The 18,849-nt window shown below is 73.0% G+C and carries 18 protein-coding genes and 5 tRNA genes; 9 read left to right on the top strand and 14 right to left on the bottom strand.

Going from position 1 to position 18,849, the window contains the following annotated elements:
* A complete protein-coding gene (locus FHX31_RS21575; RefSeq protein ID WP_013284884.1) occupies nucleotides 1–639 on the bottom strand; it encodes a response regulator in 639 nt (212 codons plus the stop codon).
* Nucleotides 640–826: 187 nt separating this feature from the next.
* On the opposite strand from FHX31_RS21575, the gene FHX31_RS21580 reads away from it, so the two are divergent.
* Complete coding sequence (locus tag FHX31_RS21580) at nucleotides 827–1,801, top strand: Acg family FMN-binding oxidoreductase (RefSeq protein WP_123111182.1); 975 nt, start codon at nucleotides 827–829, stop codon at nucleotides 1,799–1,801.
* An 18-nt stretch (nucleotides 1,802–1,819) separates the two neighbouring features.
* Here the strand turns inward: FHX31_RS21580 and FHX31_RS21585 are convergent, their stop codons facing one another.
* Entirely contained in the window at nucleotides 1,820–2,821 is a 1,002-nt protein-coding gene (locus FHX31_RS21585) for an NAD-dependent epimerase/dehydratase family protein (protein ID WP_184977093.1), read from the bottom strand.
* Between the two features lie 891 nt (nucleotides 2,822–3,712).
* Between FHX31_RS21585 and FHX31_RS21590 the strand changes: the two genes are divergently transcribed.
* Entirely contained in the window at nucleotides 3,713–4,288 is a 576-nt protein-coding gene (locus FHX31_RS21590) for a hypothetical protein (protein WP_013284248.1), read from the top strand.
* A 75-nt stretch (nucleotides 4,289–4,363) separates the two neighbouring features.
* Here the strand turns inward: FHX31_RS21590 and FHX31_RS21595 are convergent, their stop codons facing one another.
* The 3 genes from FHX31_RS21595 to FHX31_RS21605 all read right to left on the bottom strand — a co-directional run bounded on the left by FHX31_RS21595 (nucleotide 4,364) and on the right by FHX31_RS21605 (nucleotide 6,333).
* Nucleotides 4,364–6,010 carry a PKD domain-containing protein gene (locus tag FHX31_RS21595; RefSeq protein WP_184977094.1) on the bottom strand — a complete coding sequence of 549 codons (1,647 nt, stop codon included), beginning with the start codon at nucleotides 6,008–6,010 and terminating at the stop codon, nucleotides 4,364–4,366.
* Nucleotides 6,011–6,177: 167 nt separating this feature from the next.
* Nucleotides 6,178–6,249 (bottom strand) — tRNA-Val (locus FHX31_RS21600).
* Nucleotides 6,250–6,260: 11 nt separating this feature from the next.
* A tRNA-Gly gene (locus FHX31_RS21605) sits at nucleotides 6,261–6,333 on the bottom strand.
* A gap of 159 nt (nucleotides 6,334–6,492) precedes the next feature.
* On the opposite strand from FHX31_RS21605, the gene FHX31_RS21610 reads away from it, so the two are divergent.
* Nucleotides 6,493–6,738 carry a DUF6458 family protein gene (locus tag FHX31_RS21610; RefSeq protein ID WP_013284878.1) on the top strand — a complete coding sequence of 82 codons (246 nt, stop codon included), beginning with the start codon at nucleotides 6,493–6,495 and terminating at the stop codon, nucleotides 6,736–6,738.
* A 122-nt stretch (nucleotides 6,739–6,860) separates the two neighbouring features.
* Here the strand turns inward: FHX31_RS21610 and FHX31_RS21615 are convergent, their stop codons facing one another.
* The 4 genes from FHX31_RS21615 to FHX31_RS21630 all read right to left on the bottom strand — a co-directional run bounded on the left by FHX31_RS21615 (nucleotide 6,861) and on the right by FHX31_RS21630 (nucleotide 8,056).
* Entirely contained in the window at nucleotides 6,861–7,679 is an 819-nt protein-coding gene (locus FHX31_RS21615) for an isocitrate lyase/PEP mutase family protein (RefSeq protein ID WP_013284877.1), read from the bottom strand.
* A 112-nt stretch (nucleotides 7,680–7,791) separates the two neighbouring features.
* Nucleotides 7,792–7,866, bottom strand: a tRNA-Val gene (locus tag FHX31_RS21620).
* Between the two features lie 12 nt (nucleotides 7,867–7,878).
* Nucleotides 7,879–7,949 (bottom strand) — tRNA-Cys (locus FHX31_RS21625).
* A gap of 34 nt (nucleotides 7,950–7,983) precedes the next feature.
* Nucleotides 7,984–8,056: transfer RNA gene (locus FHX31_RS21630), tRNA-Gly, on the bottom strand.
* Between the two features lie 274 nt (nucleotides 8,057–8,330).
* On the opposite strand from FHX31_RS21630, the gene FHX31_RS21635 reads away from it, so the two are divergent.
* A complete protein-coding gene (locus FHX31_RS21635) occupies nucleotides 8,331–8,933 on the top strand; it encodes a TetR/AcrR family transcriptional regulator (protein WP_184977095.1) in 603 nt (200 codons plus the stop codon).
* 17 nt (nucleotides 8,934–8,950) lie between these two features.
* Here FHX31_RS21635 and FHX31_RS21640 read toward each other — a convergent pair whose 3' ends face one another.
* A complete protein-coding gene (locus FHX31_RS21640) occupies nucleotides 8,951–9,784 on the bottom strand; it encodes a hypothetical protein (protein ID WP_013284875.1) in 834 nt (277 codons plus the stop codon).
* A 189-nt stretch (nucleotides 9,785–9,973) separates the two neighbouring features.
* Here FHX31_RS21640 and FHX31_RS21645 point away from each other — a divergent pair, with 189 nt between their 5' ends.
* Together FHX31_RS21645 and FHX31_RS21650 are read left to right on the top strand one after the other, a co-directional pair.
* Nucleotides 9,974–10,642 (top strand): class I SAM-dependent methyltransferase, encoded by a 669-nt coding sequence (locus FHX31_RS21645; protein ID WP_013284874.1) that lies wholly within the window; start codon nucleotides 9,974–9,976, stop codon nucleotides 10,640–10,642.
* A gap of 9 nt (nucleotides 10,643–10,651) precedes the next feature.
* Entirely contained in the window at nucleotides 10,652–11,815 is a 1,164-nt protein-coding gene (locus FHX31_RS21650; RefSeq protein WP_184977096.1) for a cytochrome P450, read from the top strand.
* Between the two features lie 61 nt (nucleotides 11,816–11,876).
* Here the strand turns inward: FHX31_RS21650 and bioD are convergent, their stop codons facing one another.
* Together bioD and FHX31_RS21660 are read right to left on the bottom strand one after the other, a co-directional pair.
* Nucleotides 11,877–12,605, bottom strand: a complete 729-nt coding sequence (gene bioD, locus FHX31_RS21655; RefSeq protein ID WP_013284872.1) for a dethiobiotin synthase — start codon at nucleotides 12,603–12,605, stop codon at nucleotides 11,877–11,879.
* Nucleotides 12,602–13,738 carry an 8-amino-7-oxononanoate synthase gene (locus tag FHX31_RS21660; RefSeq protein WP_047892679.1) on the bottom strand — a complete coding sequence of 379 codons (1,137 nt, stop codon included), beginning with the start codon at nucleotides 13,736–13,738 and terminating at the stop codon, nucleotides 12,602–12,604. The genes bioD and FHX31_RS21660 overlap by 4 nt, the downstream gene beginning before the upstream one ends.
* Before the next feature lie 161 nt (nucleotides 13,739–13,899).
* Between FHX31_RS21660 and bioB the strand changes: the two genes are divergently transcribed.
* Genes bioB through FHX31_RS21675 form a run of 3 tightly spaced genes read left to right on the top strand, consistent with a single transcriptional unit; the run spans nucleotide 13,900 to nucleotide 15,628 of the window.
* Complete coding sequence (gene bioB, locus FHX31_RS21665; RefSeq protein ID WP_013284870.1) at nucleotides 13,900–14,895, top strand: biotin synthase BioB; 996 nt, start codon at nucleotides 13,900–13,902, stop codon at nucleotides 14,893–14,895.
* Between the two features lie 7 nt (nucleotides 14,896–14,902).
* Nucleotides 14,903–15,118 (top strand): biotin synthase auxiliary protein BsaP, encoded by a 216-nt coding sequence (bsaP, locus tag FHX31_RS21670; protein ID WP_013284869.1) that lies wholly within the window; start codon nucleotides 14,903–14,905, stop codon nucleotides 15,116–15,118.
* 3 nt (nucleotides 15,119–15,121) lie between these two features.
* The gene (locus FHX31_RS21675) at nucleotides 15,122–15,628 is read left to right on the top strand and encodes a GNAT family N-acetyltransferase (RefSeq protein WP_013284868.1); all 507 of its coding nucleotides are present in this window, start codon (nucleotides 15,122–15,124) and stop codon (nucleotides 15,626–15,628) included.
* A 1-nt stretch (nucleotide 15,629) separates the two neighbouring features.
* On the opposite strand, the gene FHX31_RS21680 is transcribed toward FHX31_RS21675, so the two are convergent.
* Nucleotides 15,630–16,253: a DUF488 domain-containing protein gene (locus tag FHX31_RS21680; RefSeq protein ID WP_218105452.1), complete on the bottom strand. Its 624-nt coding sequence runs from the start codon at nucleotides 16,251–16,253 to the stop codon at nucleotides 15,630–15,632.
* Nucleotides 16,254–16,276: 23 nt separating this feature from the next.
* Nucleotides 16,277–18,718 carry a non-reducing end alpha-L-arabinofuranosidase family hydrolase gene (locus FHX31_RS21685; RefSeq protein WP_184977097.1) on the bottom strand — a complete coding sequence of 814 codons (2,442 nt, stop codon included), beginning with the start codon at nucleotides 18,716–18,718 and terminating at the stop codon, nucleotides 16,277–16,279.
* Nucleotides 18,719–18,849 lie beyond the last annotated feature (131 nt).

An 18,849-nucleotide genomic window follows, 5' to 3' on the forward strand; every position in this document is an offset into this window, starting at 1 on the left:
TCAGGTGTTCTTGCCGAGCAGGCGGGTGGCCAGCACCGCCGCCTGCGTACGCCGCTCCAGGCCGAGCTTGGCGAGCACGCTGGAGACGTAGTTCTTCACCGTCTTCTCGGCGAGGAACATCTTCCCGGCGATCTCCCGGTTGGTGAGCCCCTCCGCCACGTACTCCAGGATCCGCCGCTCCTGCTCGGTGAGCGACTTCAGCTCCCGCGGCTGCTCCACGCCGCTGCGGATACGCTCCAGCACGCGGGTGGTGATCGCCGGGTCGAGCAGCGACTGCCCGGCCGCCACCCGGCGGACCGCGTCCACCAGGTCGGTGCCGCGGATCTGCTTGAGCACGTACCCGGCGGCGCCCGCCATGATCGCCGCGAACAGCGCCTCGTCGTCCTCGTACGAGGTGAGGATCAGCCCCTTGATCGAGGAGTCCACCGCGCGGACGTCCCGGCACACGTCGATGCCGTTGCCGTCGGGCAGCCGGGCGTCGAGGATCGCCACGTCGGGGCGCAGCGCCGGGATGCGGCGCGCCGCCTCCTGGGCCAGGCCGGACTCGCCGACCACCTCGATGTCGCCGCTGCTCTGGAGCAGGTCGGCAAGGCCACGACGGACGACCTCGTGGTCGTCGAGCAGGAACACCCGGATCATCAGTCCTTTCTACCCGCTTTCCCGCCCCGGTAGCACGGGTCGAAAGTCCCGTCCTGCCCGCGCCGGCCGGGACCGACGGCCGGGCCCAGGTGGGGACCTCCGGCCCTGCTCACCGCGCCGCCCGCTGACGCACCGTAGTGGTGTACCCGGCCGGGGAAGCCGGCGCCGCACGAGAGGGAGCACCACCATGACGACCGAATACACCGGCGAGCAGCTGCGGGCCGCGGTCGCCGACGCGGTCCGGGCGCCGTCGCTGCACAACACCCAGCCGTGGCGGTTCCGGCTCGTCGACGGCGGCATCGAGGTGTCCGTCGACCCGCTGCGCGGCCTGCCCGCCACCGACCCGACCGGCTGGGGCGCGCGCATCGCCGCCGGTGCGGCCCTGTTCAACCTGCGCCTGGCGCTCGCCGTCGCGGGCACCCCGGCCACTGTGCGGCTGCGCCCGTACCCCGCCGACCCGGACGTCGTGGCCCGGCTGGTGCCGGACGTGCCGCGTCGTCCCACCCCGGTCGAGCAGAGCCTGTACGGGGCGATCGGCCACCGGTTCAGCAACCGCGCGCCGTTCTGGCCGGACCCGGTGCCGGCCGAGGCCCGCTGGCGGCTCGGCGAGGCGGCGCGCGCCGAACAGTGCTGGCTGGAACTCGTGATCGGCACCAGCGCCGTCAACGCGGTCGCCGAGGTCGCCCGCAGCGCCCACCGCGTGCTGGAACGCGACCCCGCGTACGTGGCCGAACGGGCCGAGTGGATCCGCTCCGAGCCGGCCCCCGACGGCGTGCCCTCCGGCGCCGGCGGACCGCAGAGCGAACCGCAGGACCTGCTGCCCCAGCGCGGCTTCGGCGGACGCAACCGCGCCCCCGGCCGCGACTTCGAGCCGGAGCCGCTGGTCGCGGTGCTCGGCTCGGCCGGCAACACCTCGGCCGACCAGATCCTGGCCGGGCAGGCGCTGCAACGCGTACTGCTCACCGCCACCGACGCCGGGCTGAGCGTGTCGATGCTGTCCCAGCCGATCGAGGTGCCCGCCGCACGCGAGGCGCTGCGGATGTCGCTGGGCCGGTTCGGCACCCCGCAGATGGTGATGCGGATCGGGTACGGCCAGCCGGGCCGCGCCACCCCGCGTCGCCCGGTCGAGGAGGTGCTCGACCTGCCGGTCGTGCCGGCCTGACCCCGTACCCTCCGCAGGTCAGGCCGGGAGCGCGGCCAGCAGGGCGGCCTCCCGCTCCGGCGCCAGGCCGACCGGTGCGCGCGCCGGCCGCCCCGCCCGGTCCGGCACGCGCCCCACCTCGCGCAGCCACCGCCAGGTGTCGGCGACCGTCTCGGTCACCGGCCGGCAGACCAGCCCCGCCGCGTACGCGCGTTCCACGTCCCGCTCCTGCAACCACCGGTACTCGTGCCCGCGCGGAATCCACACCGGCAGGTCGTTCCACGGCTCCACCCCGGCCGCCAGGATCGGCTCCGGCGCCGTCCACCGCAGCCTCGCGTCCGACCCGGTCACCGCCACCGCCGCGTCGAGCAGGTCACCCATCGTCGCGTGCCCGGTGCGACCCACCACGTTGTACGCCCCGCCGACGCCCTCGACGCCCCGGTCCAGCACCCAGGTCGCCAGGTCCCGGACGTCCACGTACTGGATGGGCAGGTCACGCGGCCCCGGCGCCAGCACGTCCCCGCCCCGGGCGACCCGGTTCAGCCACCACGGCAGCCGCCCGATGTCCTCCCCCGGCCCCAGGATCAGCCCGGCGCGTGCCAGCAGCGCCCGGTCGCCGAACACCCGCGTCGCGGCGAGTTCCCCGCCGGCCTTGTTCGCCGGGTAGTCACCGTCGTCTCCGTCCGCGTCGGCCGGCACTGTGGGCGCCTCCTCGCCGCTGCCGGGCGCGACGGGTGGCGCGTACACCGATCCGCTGGACACGTAGACGTAGTGCGGCACCGCGTCGGCGAGCGCCAGCGCCGCGTCCCGTACCGCGCGGGGCGCGCCGTCCCAGGTGTCCACCACCAGGTCCCACTCGCCGCCGGTCAGCGCGGCCAGCCCGTCCGGCGCGGTCCGGTCGCCCCGCAACCGGTGTACGCCGTCCGGCACCCGCCCGTGCACACCCCGGTTGAACACGGTCACCTGCCAGTCGCGGCGTACCGCCTCGGCCACGACCGCACCGCCGACAAAGCCCGTACCGCCAAGCATCAGGAGTCGCATAGGTCCCAGCCTGCCGCCCAGCACCGCCCGGCAGGCACCAAGTTCACAGTCAGCAGATCTGCCAACGGCAGAACCCGACCTCCGTCCCTCCCCGGGCCTGCGGCCCTCATCCGCACCGGGACATGACCCGCCGATCTTGGAGTTGTGGCACCTCGCGAACCGCGCTTACCGGGCATTAGAGGCGCCACAACTCCAAGATCGACGGTGATGGGCGAGGGCGCGGGAAACTCCGGACAGCACCGGGCACGACCCCCTCCCGAGCAGCCCGCGATCTTGCACTTTCGTACCCCGCAAACCGCGCGAATGGGGCACCTGAAGGGCTCGAACTGCAAGATCGCGCGGGTGATCACCGACGCTTCGCTCCCGACCCCCGGCCAGCCCGGCCCGGACGCGTCGATCATGAGGTTGACGGCATTCCGTGTCCGGTTTGTCGCCGCTAACTTCATGATCGACGGGGCAGAGGGCTGCATCGCGGGTGCGGGGCACGGGAGTGTTGTGACCGTGTGGGCGGGGGTGTCCGGTTCGGGGGTGGTGGGTGGCACTCTGGGGGTGGAATCGCTGGCGGGTGGGTGGCGTTGTATCCGGTGAACGACCGAGCAAGGCTCGCCCCGCGAGCGGGGTGGTGTCCGCAAGCCTGGGAATCATCCTGGCTGGCTGGTCGTTGAACACGGTTCCGACGACGTGAACCCGCGCGCCTGTTCTCCGGTGGCGTGTTGAGCCTCCGGGAATGGTGGCGGGTGGCGGGTCGTTGAACATGCTTCCGGCGCCGCGACGAGGCACCCCCCCTGCCCTCGCGAGCAGCCGGATCCCCCCAGTCTTTTTGAGCGCCTGACGGTGCCCACGCACCCCCGTTCCCCCGCGGGGTGTGTCGACCCCCGAATGGAGCCCCCCATGAACACGATTCTGCGTAAGAGCATTCTGGGTGTTGCTGGTCTGGCTTTCACCGGTGGCGTGTTCGCCGGTCCGGTGGCCGCTCACGCGGCGGAGACCACGCACGTGGCGAAGCCGGTCAGTGTGAGCGTGCAGGGTGACAAGCTGATCCCGCACGGTGTGCAGGGTGAGCAGTCGCGTATCGACCTGAACGACGAGCAGACCAAGAACGTGAAGGCGATCATCGCGGCGACGAAGAAGGCCGGTATGGACGAGCGTGCCGCGGTCGTGTCGATCGCGACGGCGTTGCAGGAGTCGAAGCTGGAGAACCTCGGCCACCTCGGTGACCGTAACGATCATGACTCGCAGGGCCTGTTCCAGCAGCGCCCGTCCAGTGGTTGGGGCACGGTGGAGCAGATCACCGACCCGGAGTACTCCACGACGGCGTTCCTGAAGGGTCTGAAGCAGGTCGACGGCTGGCAGGACATGCCGCTGACCAAGGCCGCCCAGACCGTCCAGGTGTCGGCCTACCCGGACCACTACGCCCAGTGGGAGCAGCAGGCCGCCGACCTCGTCGCCCAGCACTGGAACAGCTGAGACAACAAGTACGACCAAGCTGAAGGCCGGCACCCCGAACCAACGGGGTGCCGGCCTTCACGCGTACCCGATGGGTCAGGCCGGGGGCAGCACGAACGTCCACGTGGTGGTGGTCGTGCTGGCCGCGGCGCCCGTGGCGGTGAGTCCGCCGTAGCTGCCGGTCGGCACGCTGCTCCCCGAGTCGGCGAGCAGGCCGGTCACCCGGCCGCCGCCGGTCTGCGAGGTGTTGCTGCGCACCGCCACGCCGGACGGCGGGGTGAGCGCGGTGGAGGTGCTGTCGCCGTGCAGCCAGTACGACACGGCCCAGCTCTGCGCGGCGGTCACCGGCGCGTAGGGGGTGATCCGGGTGGCGGTGCTCGCCGGGTCGGTGGCCCTGGCGAAGACCGGCCCTCCCGGTGCCACCCCCCGGTACGCGGCCAGCACCAGGTTGCCCTTCGCCTGGCTGTCCAGTGTCACCCGGACCGCAGTGCCGGCGTCACCCGCGCTCGCGGTCTTCCACCAGGCGGTGGTGGTGGCGAAGCCACCGTCGAGGCGGTCGAGCCTGGCCCAGCCGGTCGCCCCGGTCGGCTCACCGGTGCCGGTGTGCGTGTTCTGGCTGAGCACGAGCAGCAGCGTGTCACCGGCCTGCACACCGGCCGGGACGGTGACCGTGTGGCTGGTCCAGTTGGCGTTCGCGGTGGCCTGGCCGACGAACGAGATCCGCTCCGGTACGGGCGCCACCGTCACGTCGACTGTCGCGGTGCCGGTGGTGCCCCGGTCGTCGGTGACGGTGAGCGTGACCGGGTAGGTGCCGGCAGCCGCGTACGTGTGCGACGTCGTCGGTACGGAGGCGGTGCCCGTGGTGTCACCGTCGCCGAAGGCCCAGCTGTGGTCCTGGATCGCGCCGTCGGCGTCGGTGGATGCCGCGCCGGAGAACGTGCACACCAGCCCGGAGCAGGTGGGTGTCAGCGCTGCCACCGGCGCCTGGTTGGCCGGGCCGCCCGATCCCTTCAGGATCTTCACGTAGTCGATGTCGCCGGCGAAGTAGTCGCAGGTGACCTTCGTACCGTCGCACTGGCTCTTGCCACCCACGGACAGCGGCCAGGTGTTGGCGATGGTGCCGGTCGGCCCGTTGAGTCGGCTGGTCCGCACGCCGTCGACGTACATCTCCACGTACGCGGAGGTGCGGTTGCAGGTGACCGTGTGCCACTGGCCGTCGGAGATCGGCACGTCCGTGTAGCCGGTACGGGAGGCGCCGTCCGCGCCCCGGAACAGGCACTTCGGCTTACCGTTCGGGGCCTCGAACTTCCAGTAGCCGCCGGCCGTGTTGCCCTGTCCCTTCTGGAGGATGTTCCCGAAGGAGTACGTGGTCCGGTAGCGGATGGTCACCGAGAAGTCCCCGGCGTCCGGGTTGAAGTCGGTGCTGTGCGGCACCAGGTCGACGTGGCCCGGGACGTACTCCTTGTCGGTGGGCAGGTGGGTGGCGAAGCGGTGGCCGGTCGCCCCGGCGTAGAGCGCGCCGGTGACCACCTCGCCGCCGATCGTGCCGTGGCGGCCGTTGCCGCTGTAGTCGGTCAGCACCGTCGACGATGTCGGCTCGTCCATGCTGAAGAACGCCACCGTCCGTGTCGCGGTGGCCTGCGCGGGCGCGGCCGAGACCGTCACCCCGGCAGCCGCGACGACAGTCGCCACCCCTAACCGGGCGGCCGTCCGCCGCCACCGTCCCCGCTCGATCATGTGCATGTGACCGCCTCCCTGCGTATCGGGCATCACAGTGACACGCGTGGTGGCAACGGCTGAATAACCCGCACGGTGGAGCCGGATGACCGATGTGGCCGGTACGAACCGTCCGAGGGGATACGTCCGCCGATCGACCGGCGGCACCGGCGGGCGGGGAGGGTGACTCTCGGTGGGCGATACTGGGTTTGAACCAGTGACCTCTTCCGTGTCAAGGAAGCGCGCTCCCACTGCGCCAATCGCCCGGGCAATCGCGAGCGGACGACGGGATTCGAACCCGCGACCCTCACCTTGGCAAGGTGATGCGCTACCAGCTGCGCTACGTCCGCGTGCCGCCGGTTCGCGCCGGCGACGGGGTGAACTCTACCCGATGCCAAGATCGCCGTGCGGCAGACCCCCGCCGCGCCCGGCGGCCGTGTGGTTGCGCTGCTCGCCGCCGGGGTACTGAGGCCGGTGACAGCACAACCATCCCCCCGAAGGAGGCTGTCGTGGGTATCGGTACGAGCATTTTCCTGATCGCGGTCGGCGCGATCCTCACGTTCGCGCTCAACGCCAGCGTCGGCGGGGTCGACCTCGACGTCGTCGGCTGGATCCTGATGGCGGCCGGCGTCCTCGGCCTCATCATGACCACGCTGGTCTGGGGCCGCCGTCGCCAGGTGGTCACGACCACCGCCGAGCAGCCGGTGGAGTACCGCCGGGTCGAGGAGCGCCGGGACGTCGCCCCGCCGATGTGACAGTGACCGGGGCCGACGGAGCTGATCGGTCCCGGATCGGGCCGGCCGGATCACTCGATCCGGCCGGCCCGCTCTGCCAGGGCCGCCCGCGGTCGGTGGCGGCGCGCGGAGTGCCGTCCGGGTCAGCTCCGCATCAGCTCGTTCAACGCGTCGAAGTCGAGCCCGCCGGCGAGCGCGTCGTACGTCCCGGCGCCGAGCACCTCCGCCGCCGCCCGCTGGGCCACCGCGTACGCGGCCTCGGCCACCGCCGGTCCGATGCTCACCCGGGCCACGCCGAGCCGCGCCAGTTCGGCGACCGGCGGCGCGCCCGGCCCGGCCAGCACGTTCAGCGGCGCCGGGATCGCCGCCGCCAGCGCGGCCACCGTCTCCGGTTCCACGGTTCCGGGTACGAAGATCCCGTCCGCGCCGGCCGCCAGGTACGCCTCGGCGCGCGCGACAGTCTCGGGTACGCCACCGGCCCGGCGCAGACAGGTGTCCACCCGCGCGTTGACGTACAGCGGGATGCCGGCGCGGTCGGCGGCGGCCCGGATCGCGGCGAGCCGGGCGACCTGCTCGTCGACCGGGCGCAGCGGGCCTCCGCCGTCGTGCCGGGAGTCCTCCACGTTGACACCGACGGCCCCGGCGGCGAGCACCGCGGTGACCGTCTCGGCGACCTCGGCGGGACTGTCGCCGTACCCGGATTCGATGTCGGCGGTGACCGGCACGCGGACCGCGTCTGCCACCCGGCGGATCACGTCGACGGCGGTGTCCCGGGCGAGCGCGTCGCCGTCCGGGGCGCCGCGGCTCCACGCGACCCCGGCGCTCGTGGTCGCGACCGCGCGGGCGCCGGCTGCGGCGACGATCCGGGCGCTCAGCGCGTCCCAGGCGTTGACCAGGATCAGTGGCTCACCGGGCAGGTGCAGGGCACGGAACTGCCGGGCTCGGGTCTGCTGATCGTCCACCGGGCCAGTCTGGGCGGGGCGATCCGGCCGCGGCAATGGCCAGCGGCGCGGCACTGGACTGATCGATGACAACGAGAAAGGCCGTGCCGAGTGATCGGCACGGCCTTTCCGCTGGTGGGCGATACTGGGTTTGAACCAGTGACCTCTTCCGTGTCAAGGAAGCGCGCTCCCACTGCGCCAATCGCCCTCGTCTACTGCGAGGTGGAGACGGGATTTGAACCCGTGTACACGGCTTTGCAGGCCGTTGCCTCGCCTCTCGGCCACTCCACCGAGGTTGCCCCCGAACTGCGTGGCGGCATCTCCGAGCGGACGACGGGATTCGAACCCGCGACCCTCACCTTGGCAAGGTGATGCGCTACCAGCTGCGCTACGTCCGCACGCCCCCGGTGTTATCCGGTGACGGATGAGAACTTTAGCCGAGCCCGGGAACGGTTGCCAACTCGGGGGCCCTTCCGGCGCGTCCGGATGTTGCCGGCGCCTCGTGGCGCGGGCTTCCTAGGAGCCTGGGTGGCTGCCGTCGAAGGCCCGTGGGCAGGGCCGCGACCTGCGGAATCCGCTCGGCGAGTCGAGTGTCCGGCATCCGACTGTCCCGCCGCCGACCGGCCGCTTCGGTAACTCCCTGTGGTCAGACGGATGGGTTACCGTAACGCCGTGACGAGACGAGCCGCCGAGATCCGCCTGGACGCGCTGCTGCGTACGGCCTGCGAGGTGATCGCGGAACGAGGGCTCGCCAACACCCGCACCGCGGACGTGGCCGAGGCCGCCGGGGTCAGCCAGGCGCTCGTCTTCTACCACTTCGCGACCAAGGACCGGCTGCTCGCGCAGGCCTTCGCGTACGCGGTCGAGCAGGACCTGGCCCGTCTCGACGCGGTGCTGCGCTCCTCCGCCCCGCCGCTGGCGAAACTGCGCCGGATGCTGCGCCTCTACGCGCCGACCGGCCGGGCCACCTCCTGGTCCATGTGGATCGACGGCTGGGCGGAGTCGCTGCGTACGCCGGAGCTGGAGAAGCTCTCCCGCCGCCTCGATCTGCGGTGGCGGCAGGACCTGGCCGCGGTGATCAGCGACGGGGTCGCCGAAGGCACGTTCGACTGCCCCGACCCGGCCGGCGCGGCCTGGCGGATCAGCGCGGTGATGGACGGGCTGGCGGTCCAGCTCGCGGTGCACGAGCGGGTGATCACCCGCCGGCAGATCGCCGAGTGGATCCGCCTGGTGGCCGCCCGGGAGCTGGGCCTGGAGCCCAGCCATCTCGACTGACCCCACCCGCCGGCGGGTCAGTGCCAGCGGGGGCGGGGGCGTTCGAAGGGGGGCGGGAGCGTCTCCGGTTCGGCCTGCGCGGACGGGCGCAGCAGGCGGCGCATCCGCAGCAGCAGCCCGGCGCCGAGGAACAGCAGCAACCCGCCGAGCAGGAACGCGGCCTGCACCAGGCCGAATCCGCCGCTGTCCGCCACCGGCCGCCCGGCCACGCCACCGGGCGCCGGCGGTTCCACCACCGCGGCGTCGGTCGGCTCGTCAGTCGGCTCCTCGTCGGGCGCCTCGGAAGAAGGCTCGTCGCTCGGTGTGGGCTCCGCGCTGGTCGGCGAGGGCGTCGGCTCGGCCGCCTCCTCCCCCACCACCTCACGGGAGGCGGTCCGCCGGGCCAGCAGCCGCAACTGCGGGTCGTACGCCTCGGCGGCGAAACTCACCCGGCCACGCCCCACGTCCTCGGCGAACGCCACCCGGTAGCGGGCGGTCACGGTACGGCCGGGACAGAGCACACCCGGGTCCAGCTGCCGGTCGGTGAGCCGGGCGGTGTCTCCCTCGGTGCGGATCTCCAGCGGGAACGATCCGCTGTCCTCCACCCGGTCCACCTTGAGCTGGTCCAGCCGAAGGCCCTGCACCCGCACCAGCATCGACCAGCGCACCTTGACACAGCCGCCCCCGTCGGAGCGGGACACCACGGCGGACAACGTCTCCACCCGGTTCCCGGCGGTGAACTCGTCCGGCAGGCCGCTCAACTCCGTGGAGAAGGCCGCCGCCGCCCGCGCCGGCAGGGCTCCGCCGTACCCGGTCCCGGCCACGAAGGTCAGTACCAGTCCGATCCGCAGCGCGTGCCGCCAGCCGCTCACCACGCCTCCTCACCCTCGGTCGTGTCCACAGGCAACGCTAGGAGCGCGCCGGGCACGCCGGTAGACGGGCGTGTTCGCATCCAACGCCACAACACGGGGGTCATTTCACCGAGCGTGGTGAACCGGTCACGACCTCGCCGCGACACGCCCGGGATCGGTTCCGGAACCCGGGTGGGACACAATTCTCCGATGTCCGAGCTGTCCGCCGCGTTCGTCCGGCTGCACGCCCGCCTCGCCCCCGTGGCGTTCGTACCCGAGGTGCTGCTGCACCAGGCCGACGAGCCGATCGGCCTGTGGGAGCTGACCGAGGGCGAGTTCCGCAGCTCCCAGCCGCCGCCGTTCTGGGCGTTCGCCTGGGCCGGCGGGCAGGGCCTGGCCCGTTACGTCACCGACCACCCCGACGTGGTCGCCGGCCGCCGGGTGCTCGACCTGGCCTCCGGCTCCGGCCTGGTCGCCGTCGCCGCCGCCCGCGCCGGCGCCGCCGCCGTCCGGGCGGTCGAGGTGGACGAGCGGGCCGTGGCCGCCGTCGCGCTCAACGCCGAGGCCAACGGGGTACGCGTCGACGCCGAACTCGGCGACATCCTCGACTCCGACGCGGGCGACGCCGAGGTGGTGCTGGCCGGGGACGTCTTCTACAGCGAGGCGATGGCCCGCCGGATGCTGCGCTTCCTGCTCCGGGCCGCCCGTTCCGGCGCCCGGGTGCTGGTGGGCGATCCGGGCCGGGCGTTCCTGCCCCGCGAGCGCTTCCACGAGCTGGCCGCGTACGACGTGCCGGTGTCGGAGGCGCTGGAGAGCGTACGGGTGAAGCACACCACCGTCTGGGAGCTGGACCCGAACCCGCCCGGCGCCCGCCGCTAGCGTTACCGCGTGCTGTTCCGGGGCTGGGGGGAGTCCGTCGACGGGCCGTGGCCCGACGCGGCCACCGTTGTCGACCACGTCGGCGTGCCGCACCTGGTGGTGACCCGGCACGCGCTCGTACGCAGGCTGCTCACCGACCCGGTGACGTTCCGGCCGGACAACGCGCTCGACGCGGTCACCCCGATCCCGGTGGCCGCGCTGCGGGTGCTCGCCGGGCACCGGTTCCGGCTGCCGCCGACGCTGGCGAACAACGGCGGCGCGAGCCACCCGGAGATCCGCGGCATCGTGGCCGACGCGCTGCACCCGCACCGGGTGGATGCCCAGCGCCGGTGGCTGACCGGGCTGGTCCGGGAGCGGGTGGCGGGCCTGGCGGCGGCGCTGGACGCGGGCCGCCCGGTCGACCTGTACGCGGGTCTCGCCGCCGACCTGCCGCTGCTGGTGCTGGCCCGGCTGGTCGAGCTGCCGGACGCCCCGGTCGGCGCGGTCAAGGACTTCGCCCGGGCCGCGCTGGAGCTGTTCTGGGCGCCGCTGGACTCCGCCCGGCAGCTCGCGCTCGTCGCCGAGGTGGGCCGGTTCCACACCGTGCTGCGGGAGTTCGCCGCCACCGGGGGCGGGCTCGCCGCGCGGCTGCGCGAGGCGGGGCACTCCCCCGACGTGGTCGTCGGGGCGCTGTTCTTCCTGCTGGTCGCCGGCCAGGAGACCACCTCGCAGTTCCTCACCCTGCTGCTGCACCGGCTGTCCGGCGAACCCGCGGTACGGGCCGGGCTGCGCGCCGGTGAGATCGGCGTGGACGACGTGGTCGAGGAGGGGCTGCGGCTGGAGCCGCCGATCGTCACCTGGCGGCGGGTGGCGGCAGTCGACACCACGCTCGGCGAGGTGCCCGTACCGGCGGGCACCAGCGTGGTGGCGTGGCTGGCCCGCGCCGGCCGCGACCCGGCCGTGGTGGACGCACCGGGCGAGTTCCGCCCCGGGCAGCCCGGCTCGCGGCGGCACCTGGCGTTCGGCGCCGGGCCGCACCGCTGCGCCGGCGCGCAGCTGGCCCGGATGGAGGCCGCGGTGGTGGTCGCCGAGGCCACCGCGCTGCTCGACGACGTGACGGTCGTCCGTCCACCGTGGTGCCCGGACAACCTCACCTTCCGGATGCCGGACGCGTTCGTGGTCCGCCGCGCCTGAGCCCTGCGGGTGTTAACAGGGGGCCCTTCCTCTACCGGAGGCGTTAAGAAGGGGCCCTTCCTTACTCCTCGGCCCAGGCCCGCCAGTCGTCGAGCACGCCGTACAGGGCGGGGGTGAGCCAGCCGGGCGCGGACCGGCGGAACACGCCCGGGTCCATCCCGCCCGCGCCGGCCGGTACCGCGCCGAGCAGGTTCGGCAGCAGCTCGGACAGGTTGAGCCAGTGCACCAGTTCCGGTTCGGTCGGCCAGGCCCCGATCACCACGCCGGCCGGGACGGCCCGCCGCTCCAGCGCCTCCAGCGTCAGCGCGGTGTGGTTGAGCGTGCCGAGCCCGGCCCGCGCCACCACCACCGCGGGCGCGCCGAGCGACACCGCCAGGTCGGCCACCGTCCACGGCTCGCCGGACGGGCGCAACCCCATCGGTACGAGCAGCCCGCCCGCGCCCTCGACGAGCACCAGATCGTGCTTGTCCGCCTCCTCGCGGATCGCGTCGACCGCGTTGTACAGCTCCAGCGGCGGCAGCTCCGCCACCCGGGCCGCGGCCAGCGGGGCCAGCGGATCGGGGTAGCTCGCCAGCGTCCGGCCGGTCAGCGGGGCGGCCAGCCGGGTCACCGAGTCGACGTCGCCGGGCTCGCCTGTCGCCGTACCGGTCTGGCCGGGCTTGACCACGGCGACCCGCAGGCCGGCCGCCTGCGCGGCGGCGGCGACGGCGGCGGTCACCACTGTCTTGCCGACCTCGGTGTCGGTGCCGGTCACCAGCACCGGCCCGGTCCAGGCGTCGCCGAGGCTCATGGCGCACACTCCACGATCACGTCCAGGGCCCGGTCGAAGCCGGCCCGGTCCACCCCGGCGCTGACGGTGAGCCGCAGCCGGGAGCGGCTGTCCGGCGTGGACGGGGGACGGAAGCAGCCGACCGCCACGCCGTGTTCCCGGCAGGCGGCGGCCCAGGCGGTCGCCTCCTGCGGGCCGGGCGCGGTCACCGAGATCACGGCGCCGTCCGGGGCGGACACGGACAGCCCGGCCGCGCCGAGCCGGCGCACCGCCGCGGCGACCCGGTCGGCCAGCTCGGCGCGCAGCGCGTCGCCGTCGCGGGCCAGGCGCACCGCGGCGCGGACCCCGGCCACCACCGCGGGCGGCGGCGCGGTGTCGAAGATGAACGTGCGGCCGGTCTCCACCAGGTGGCGGACGAACTCGGCCGGCCCGGCGACCACGCCGCCGGCCCCGCCGAGCGCCTTGGACAGCGTCGCGGTGACCACCACGTCGGGCGCGCCGGCGAGCCCGGCGGCGGCGACCCCGCCGGCTCCGGCCGGGCCGGTGACGCCGAGCGCGTGCGCGTCGTCGACGAGCAGCAGCGCGCCGTGGCGGCGGGCCACCGCGTGCAGCTCCGCGAGCGGGGCCAGGTCGCCGTCGACGGAGAAGACCGACTCGGTCACCACCACGGCCGGGCGGCCCGGCGCGGCGGCGAGCGCCGCGGCCACCGCTGCGACGTCGGCGTGCGGCGTCACGAGCGTCTCGGCGCCGGAGATCCGGCAGCCGTCGATCAGCGAGGCGTGGTTGTGGGCGTCGGAGACGAGCAGCGTCCGCGGCTGGGTCAGTCCCCGGACGGCGGCGAGGTTGGCCAGGTATCCGGAGGAGAACACCAGCGCCCGGTCGACGCCGAGCCAGCCGGCCAGGTCGTCCTCCAGCGCGTGGTGCGCGTCGGTGGACCCGCGCACCAGACGCGACCCGGTGGCGCCCAGCCCGTACGCGGACAGGGCCTCTGCTGCGGCGGCGGTGACCTCCGGGTGGGTGGCCAGGCCGAGGTAGTCGTTTCCGGCCAGGTCGACCACGGCGTCGTCGGCGGCGCGGGGGCGCAGCGTGCGGGTCAGCCCCGCCCGGGCCCGCAGCTCGGCGCGGCGGTCCAGGGCCGCCAGCCAGTCCGCCACCGTGCCGTCCCCTCCCGCCGACTTCACGCCCCCCGCCGGGCGCTTCCGCGGGGCGAAGTTACCACCCGCCCCGGCGGCCCCGGCGTGGCGCGGTCCCGGCTCGCCGGAGGGCCGGCGGCGGTGGTTTCCCGCGCTCACGGTGGCCTGTTAGGTTACGAGCCATGCCAGAGATCCTCGACCAGGCCCGGGAGCGGGTGCTGGGCAACGGCGTCGGCCTCGACGAGGCCGGTGTCCTCGCGGTGCTGAACCTTCCCGACGAGCACCTGCCCGCCGCGCTCCAGCTCGCCCACGAGGTCCGGATGCGCTGGTGCGGTCCGGAGGTCGAGGTCGAGGGCATCGTCTCGCTGAAGACCGGCGGCTGCCCGGAGGACTGCCACTTCTGCTCGCAGTCCGGTCTGTTCACCTCGCCGGTGCGCTCGGTCTGGCTGGACATCCCGGCGCTGGTCGAGGCCGCGAAGCAGACCGCCGCGACCGGGGCGACCGAGTTCTGCATCGTGGCCGCCGTGCGCGGCCCGGACGCCCGGCTAATGAAGCAGATGCGCGAGGGCGTCGCCGCCATCCGCGCCGCTGTCGACATCCAGGTCGCCGCCTCGCTCGGCATGCTCACCAAGGAGCAGGTCGACGAGCTGGTCGAGATGGGCGTGCACCGCTACAACCACAACCTGGAGACCTGCCGCTCCTACTTCCCGAACGTGGTCACCACGCACTCGTGGGAGGAGCGCTGGGAGACGCTGCGGATGGTCCGCGAGTCCGGCATGGAGGTCTGCTGCGGCGGCATCCTCGGCCTCGGCGAGACGGTCGAGCAGCGGGCCGAGTTCGCCGCGCAGCTCGCCGAGCTGGACCCGCACGAGGTGCCGCTGAACTTCCTCAACCCGCGCCCCGGCACGCCGCTGGGTGACCGCCCGGTGGTGGAAGGCAAGGACGCGCTGCGCGCCATCGCCGCGTTCCGGCTGGCCATGCCGCGCACCATCCTGCGGTACGCGGGCGGCCGCGAGCTGACCCTCGGTGACCTCGGCACCCGCGACGGTCTGCTGGGCGGCATCAACGCGGTGATCGTCGGCAACTACCTGACCACGCTGGGGCGGCCCGCCACGGCCGACCTGAAGCTGCTGGAAGACCTGAAGATGCCGGTGAAGGCGCTCTCGGCGACCCTGTGAGGCAGCGGTGACCGAATCCTCCCCCGCCACGGCGGCTCCTGCCGCGCTCTGGTGCGACAGGTGCGGCGAGTCGGTGGCGGCCGGGCCGCACCCGGCGTGCGAGGCGGCCCGCGCGTGGGAGCCGCCGCGCTGGTGCGCGTCCTGCCGGCGGCGGATGAAGGTGCAGGTCGTGCCGTCCGGCTGGTCGGCGGTCTGCGTCGAGCACGGCGAGCGGCGGGGCTGAGGCGTGCTGCGCGGGCGGGCGGTGACGCTGCGGCCGGTGACCGACGCCGACGTGCCCGCCCTGGCCGCGATCCGGGCCACCCCCGAGGTGCGCCGCTGGTGGCGCGGCGGTGACGACCTGGCCGCGTCGGTCCGGGCGGACCTGGCCGACGACTCGGTGACGATCTACGCCGTCGAACACGACGGCAAGCTGGTCGGCGCGATCCAGTGGTACGCCGAGACCGACCCGGACTACCGCCACGCCAGCCTGGACGTCTTCCTCGACCCGGCGGTACGCGGCTCGGGGCTGGGCGGCGACGCGATCCGCACGCTGGTCCGGCACCTGATCGACGAGTACGGCCACCACCGGTTCACCATCGACCCGGCGGCGGCGAACACGGCGGCGATCCGGGCGTACGCGAAGGTGGGGTTCCGTCCGGTGGGCATCATGCGCCGCTACGAGCGCGGCGCGGACGGGCGCTGGCACGACGCGCTGCTGATGGACCTGCTCGCCGAGGACCTGGCCGGCTGAGTCAGCCGGCCCAGAGCAGGTGCCCGTCGGGCAGCCGGCGGGCGCCCTCGGCGGGCCGGTGCGGGCTGAGCCGGCCGTCCGGCATGAGGTGCGACACCGGCACTCCGCGGCCGAGCACGGCGACGTCGGCGATCAGCCGCCGGTGGCAGCGCCACCAGACGCTCTCGCTGCACATCACGGCTGTGGTCTCCCGGGCGGCGTCGGCCAGCACCTCGTCGAGTGCCGCGTCGAAGTCGGGCGTGCGGGTGTACGCGGCGTACGCCCGGAAGGCCGCGACCGTCCACCAGGTGTCCGGTTCCGGCTCGCCGGCGCGGACGTGCCGGCGGCCGCCGAGGCGCGGTTTCCAGCGGTAGCCGATGTCCCGTTCGGGCAGCCAGTGCTCCAGGGCCTCGCGGCGGACGTCCGGGTTGGTCCGGCTGGCCGGGTAGCGGCGCACGTCCACGACCAGGGCGACAGCCGCGCCGGCCAGCAGGTCCCCGAGCTGATCCCGGTGGGCGGCCCCGTGCCCGACGGTCAGCAGCATGCGCTCCACCGACTCAGCTTGCCCCGGGTCGGCGCCGTCCGCCCGCCGGCCGGGCCGGCCCACCGGAAAGGGCGTGCCCGGCACCGCACGGGTGCCGGGCACGCCTTCCTCGTACGGTGTGGCGCCTAGCGCTGGAGGGTCAGCACACCCGGCCGCCACGGCAGCAGGTTGTAGTCGCCTCCCGCACTGGGATTCTTGCCCTGGTACAGGAACTGGAGGTTGCAGGCGTCGACGGTCTTGGTCTGGTCGGGGTTGGTGCGGACCAGGTCACCGTGGCTGATGTCGTTCGTCCACGTCGCGCCGCTGTTGGCCTTGCCGGCGAAGGGGTTGCTCTCGCTGGCGGCCTGCGGGGTCCACGAGCCGCTCAGGCTGTTGGACGTGAACGACCGGAAGTAGCGTCCCTGGCTCCCGATCGCCTCGACGATCATGAGGTACTGGTTCTGGCCCGCCACCTTGTAGACCTCGACGCCCTCGAACAGGTTGTTCGTCGAGTCGGTCATGATCGTCGTGTAGTTCGAGCCGAAGCTGCCCGGGAAGTTCCCCAGCGGCATGCTCGACCGGTAGATCTTGCCGTTGTCACCGGCGAAGAACAGGTACATGTTCTGGTCGTCGCCGATGAGCGTCTGGTCGATCACGCCGTACGGGGCGTCGGGCAGGGTGGCGGTGGAGAGCGTCTGCGCCGAGGACCAGCCGTTGGCGTTCGTCGGGTCGCTCGACGTCTTGTAGCTGAACGAGGTCGGTCCCCACTGGTACGCCAGCACCCAGATGTTCTTCGGGGCGAAGTACAGCAGGGTGGGCGCCACGGTGCCCTGGCTCATTCCGTTCTGGCCGGCCGAGGCCATGTCGGACCAGTTCGTGAACGGGGTGAAGTTCATCGAGCCGTACTGGCCGCTGCTGTTGACGTACGACCCGTAGACCAGGTGCTTGCCGTTGTAGACGACGTTCGTGAAGTCCTTGAGCGAGACCCAGCCGTTCTGCGGGTTGGCCAGCGCGCCGGTCGACGACCACCGGTAGGTCGACGGGAGCGCGCAGCCGCCCGGCGGCGGCGTCGTGGTCGGGGGCGGCGTGCTCGGGGGCGGCGTGGTCCCGCCACCGAAGTCGGTCCGCCACTGCTGGTTGGTCTGCCCGTGGCAGTCGTACAGCTGGATCTGCTGGCCGTTGCCGGTGCCCCAGACGTCCAGGCAGCGGCCCGACTGCACGCCGCTGATGGTGCCGTTGGAGTTGATGTTCCACTGCTGGTTCGACTGGCCGTTGCAGTCCCAGATGATGATTCCGGTGCCGTTGCCGGTGGCCGCCCCGTTCGCGTCGAGGCACTTGGTGCCGTAGACCATCAGCTGCTTGTTCGAGGTGTACGTCCACTGCTGGTTCGACTGACCGTTGCAGTCCCAGAGCTGGACCCGGGTGCCGTTGGTCTGGGTGGCGTTCGGTACGTCGACGCACCGGCCCGACTGCGCTCCGACGATCCGGCCGGCGCCACCGCTGGGCGGCGGTGCCGTGGTCGGGGTCGTGGTCGGCCCGGAGGTCGGGGCGGCCGCGTTGAGGGCGTTGAGGACCGAGGTGTACGCAGCCTTCTTGTTGCCTCCGCCGTCGAACAGCAGCGGGTTCTCGCCTGAGCGCCACGAGTCGCTGTCGCGGACGCCCCACACGGTGATGCCGATGCAGCGCGGCACGTTCATGCATGCCTGGGTCAGCCCGGCGTACTGGCTGGTCGAGGCGTTCGTGACGTCCGCTTCGGTCAGCGCCACGTCGACGCCGAGGGCGGCGAAGCTCGACAGCGTGGTCTGGAAGTTGCCCGGCAGCGAGCTGCCACCGGTGAAGTGCGTCTGCAACCCCACGCAGTCGATCGGCACACCACGGGACTTGAAGTCCCGGATCATGTTGTAGACGCCCTGCGTCTTGCCGTACGACCAGTTCTCGATGTTGTAGTCGTTGTAGCAGAGCTTCACCGACGGATCCGCCGCCCGAGCGGTACGGAACGCCACCTCGATCCAGTCGTTACCGGTGCCCTGAAGGTTCGACTGACGGCGGCTGCCGTCCTCGTTGAACGCCTCGTTCACCACGTCCCACGCGGCGAGCTTGCCCCGGTAGTGGCCCATCACGCCGTTGATGTGGTCGATCATCGCCTGACGCAGGTTGCTGCCGCTCAGGCTCTGCATCCAGCCCGGCTGCTGCGCGTGCCACGCCAGGGTGTGGCCACGGACCTTCAAGCCGCGCTGGGTCGCCCAGTTGTAGATCTGGTCACCGGAGTTGAAGTTGAACTGGCCCCGCTGGGGCTGGGTCGCGTCCGGCTTCATCTCGTTCTCGGCGGTGATCATGTTGAATTCGCGCCCGGCGATCGTGCTGTACGTCGAGTCGCCGAGCCGGCTCGCCGCGATGGCGGTGCCGAAGTACCGGCCCGACTGCGCGGCGGCGGCGCCCAGCGTGGACGCGGCGGCGTTCGCCGACGGCATCATCACCGCGACGGCTGCCACCGTCACGGCGCTGACCGCGCCGGCGAGCAGCGCCCGGACGGCCGGTGATCGCCGTCGCCGACTCCTGCCGCGATGAACGGATGGGCTCATTGCCATCTTGGCCTCCTTACTGGCCAACACCCAGGCCGTCGGGGCGGAACGACTGGACGTCTCGATTGGGGTATCCATCTCCGTCGATGCTTCCATCGCGCATCGGCGGGGACAATGGTGTTTCGGAAAAGTTTCGG

This window comes from Micromonospora sp. CNZ286 (genome assembly GCF_014207755.1).